Source organism: Trebonia sp., from assembly GCF_049794275.1.
Taxonomy (GTDB): Bacteria; Actinomycetota; Actinomycetes; order Streptosporangiales; family Streptosporangiaceae; genus Trebonia.
Window position 1 is genome coordinate 1 of the sequence record NZ_JBARCR010000727.1, and the last position, 3,075, is coordinate 3,075.

3 protein-coding genes and 1 pseudogene are annotated in these 3,075 nt (G+C 69.4%); 2 read left to right on the top strand and 2 right to left on the bottom strand.

Annotation, left to right across the window (positions count from 1 at the left end):
- Together WA805_RS19250 and WA805_RS19255 are read right to left on the bottom strand one after the other, a co-directional pair.
- A pseudogene (locus WA805_RS19250) lies at positions 1 to 343 on the bottom strand (ABC transporter permease); the annotation flags it as partial.
- A complete protein-coding gene (locus WA805_RS19255; RefSeq protein WP_425243024.1) occupies positions 340 to 1,356 on the bottom strand; it encodes an ABC transporter ATP-binding protein in 1,017 nt (338 codons plus the stop codon). The pseudogene WA805_RS19250 and the gene WA805_RS19255, both read right to left, overlap by 4 nt.
- Positions 1,357 to 1,506: 150 nt before the next feature.
- On the opposite strand from WA805_RS19255, the gene WA805_RS19260 reads away from it, so the two are divergent.
- Entirely contained in the window at positions 1,507 to 2,187 is a 681-nt protein-coding gene (locus WA805_RS19260; RefSeq protein ID WP_422289333.1) for a TetR/AcrR family transcriptional regulator, read from the top strand.
- A gap of 120 nt (positions 2,188 to 2,307) precedes the next feature.
- Positions 2,308 to 3,075 (top strand): alpha/beta hydrolase family esterase (locus tag WA805_RS19265; RefSeq protein WP_425243025.1); only part of this gene is annotated, 768 nt, incomplete at its 3' end.

Below are 3,075 nucleotides of genomic sequence, written 5' to 3' on the forward strand. Positions count from 1 at the left end.
AGATGAGCGCCTTGGCGGTCAGCATCGGGATCCGGCGCGGGACCGCGAGCAGCGACGAGCGGATCGCGCCGGTGGAGTACTCGCTGCTGATCACGATCACGCCGAGCACGCACATGGCCAGCTGGCCGAGCCCGAATCCGGCGCCGAACAGTACCGCGGTGGGGTCGGTCAGCAGCGTGACGTGGTTGGGGTGATTGCCCGGGCTGTTCCAGGTGTTGGAGATAACGGTCGCGATCAGGGCGCTGAAGCCGATCGCGACGATCACGAACACGAGCAGCGTCCAGACGGTCGACCGGACCGAGCGGATCTTTGTCCATTCGGCGGCGAGCAGCCCGGCGTTCATGACGTGCCTGCCGTGGGCGTGCCGCCGGCCGTGCCGGACTCGGCCGCGGCGGGGGCGGTCTTGCCCGGGTCTGTTTTGCCGAATTCGACGCTGTCGGCGGTCAGCTCCATGAACGCCTCCTCGAGCGAGGGCAGCCTGGGAGTGAGCTCGTGCAGCACCAGCGAGGCGGACGCGGCGAGCTCGCCGATACGCGGGGCGGGCAGGCCGGTCACGATCATGCCGTCCTCGCCGTTCTTGTCCTCGACAGAGCGGGCGGCGGTCTGCACGGTGCCCCCCTCGGCCGTGATCAACTCGCGTAGCCGGGCGTCGTCGGGCGACTTGACCAGCACCGACCGTTCCGAACTGCGCTCGATGAACTCCTCGGTCGAGGCGTCCGCGATCAGCGCGCCGCGGCCGATCACGATGAGATGGTCGGCGGTGACCGCCATCTCGCTCATCAGGTGGCTGGACACGAAGATCGTGCGGCCCTCTGAAGCGAGCTGGCGCATGAAGGTCCGCACCCAGCGGATGCCCTCGGGGTCCAGACCGTTGACCGGTTCGTCGAGCATTAGCACGGGCGGATCGCCGAGCATGGCCGCCGCGATACCGAGCCGCTGCGTCATGCCGAGCGAGAACCCGCCCGCACGCTTATTGGCCACCTCCCGGAGGCCGACCAGGTCGAGCACCTCGTCCGCCCGCTTGGCCGGCAGGTCCTGGGTCTGGGCCAGGTACAGCAGGTGGTTGCGTGCGCTGCGCCCCGGGTGGATGCTGCGGGCCTCCAGCAGCGCACCCACCACGGTGAGCGGCTTCTTCAGCTGGCTGTAGGAGAGCCCGCCGATGGTCGCGGTGCCGCCGTCCGCCCGGTCCAGGCCGGTGATCAGTCGCTTGGTGGTGGATTTGCCTGCGCCGTTCGGGCCGAGAAAGCCAGTCACCCGGCCCGGCTCGACGTTAAACGACAGGTGATCGACCGCCACTTTGTCGCCAAATCGCTTTGTCAGCTCGCGGGCTTCGATGAGCCCGGGTGGTTCAGCCACGCGTATTCCCCGTTCGCGCGAAGTGGGTCCTCGGGCTGGTACGGCCCCCAGCATGCCCGTCGTCACGTACTAACGCAAATTCCATAATACAGCCAATATACATTTGGTAGCCAATGTTGATAGGATCGCCAATGTGAGCGAGGAGCCAATGTGAGCGAGGGGGAGGCGGCGCCCGAGGGCGCAAGGCCGCGACGGAGGCTGAAGCAGGCCGAGGCGAAGGAGCGGACTCGCCAGGAGCTAGTCGCCGCGGCGGCGCGCGTCTTCGCGCGGAAGGGCTTCGCCGGGGCGTCGCTCGAGGAGATCGCCGAGGCGGCCGGTTACTCGACCGGCGCGGTGTACTACAACTTCGCCGGCAAGGAGGAGCTGTTCCTCGAGCTGATCCGCAGCGGGTGGTCCCGGCAGATCGAGCGGCGGACGGAGGCCGTCACGCGGGTCTTCGCGGAGGCCGCCGCCCATGGCGGCGACCCGTTCGACGCGCTGTCGGCCTTCCTGGCAGGGCGCGCAGGCCAGGGGAGCGACGTGTCGCCGCTGGTGGCCGAGTTCTGGCTCTACGCCGTCCGCCATCCCGAAGTGATGGACCTGGTCGCGGCGAAGATGAGCGAGCAGGACCGGGGGGCCGAGCCGGTGATCGCGGCGGCGATGGAACGGTACGGCACGCCAGACGGGATCTCGCCCGCTGAGCTGACGCTGGTGGCGATGTCGCTGTTCGAGGGCCTGGCGCGGCGCCGCCGCATGGACAAGGACGCGGTACCCGACGACCTGTTCGCCCGCGTTCTGCGCCGGCTGTTCGGCGTCGATAGCCGCACCGGCACTCAGGCCGCAGAAGAGTAAGACGTGATAACAGCAAGAAGCGGGCGGGCCCGCAAAGACACAAAGACAGAGGAATTAAGACGGGCTGATAACAGCAAGAAGCGGACCGCACAGCGGGCCGCGAGTCAGGAGCGTGGGACGATGGGTCTCCTTGACGAGCACACCCGGCGGCTGAGCGGCCAGCGAATGTCCGGCCGGTGGTGCGGCTGTATTCAGGCGCTGGCCGTGCTGGCCGCGGTCGGGCTGGTAGCCGCTTGCGGTGGCGGCAACCACTCCGCCGCGGCGCCAGCCGCTGGACCGGCCGGCACGCTGGCGGCCGCGTCAGGCGGGTCAGGTTGCGGCCACCCCGCCGCGCCCGGCTCGGTGACGTACACCCTCCAGTCCGGTGGCCACGCTCGCGCGGTGATCGTGCACGTGCCCGTGAACTACAGCGGAAAGACGAAGGTGCCGCTGGTGCTCAACCTGCACGGCAGCGAGAGCAACGCCCAGGCGCAGGAGGTGTTCAGCGGCATGGACGCCACCTCCGACGCCGACGGGTTCATCGTGGCCTACCCGCAGGCGCTCATCCCGGATGCTGGCGGCTACGACTGGAACATCCCCGGCGTGCCGCTGCTCGGCGGCCAGAACCCGCCGGCGAACGCGGCCAACGACGTCACGTTCCTCACCGGCCTGGTCCGCAGCCTCGAAGCGCGATACTGCGTCAGCACAAGCCGGGTGTACGCGACCGGCATGTCAGGCGGCGGGCGGATGGTCAGCCAGCTCGCCTGTGACGCGTCGCAGACCTTCGCCGCGGTCGCCCCGGTCGCGGGCCTGCGGTTCCCCAGCCCCTGCCCGGCCGTCAGGCCGGTGCCAGTGATCGCGTTCCACGGCACCGCCGACGCGGTCGACCCGTTCGAAGGCAACGGCCAG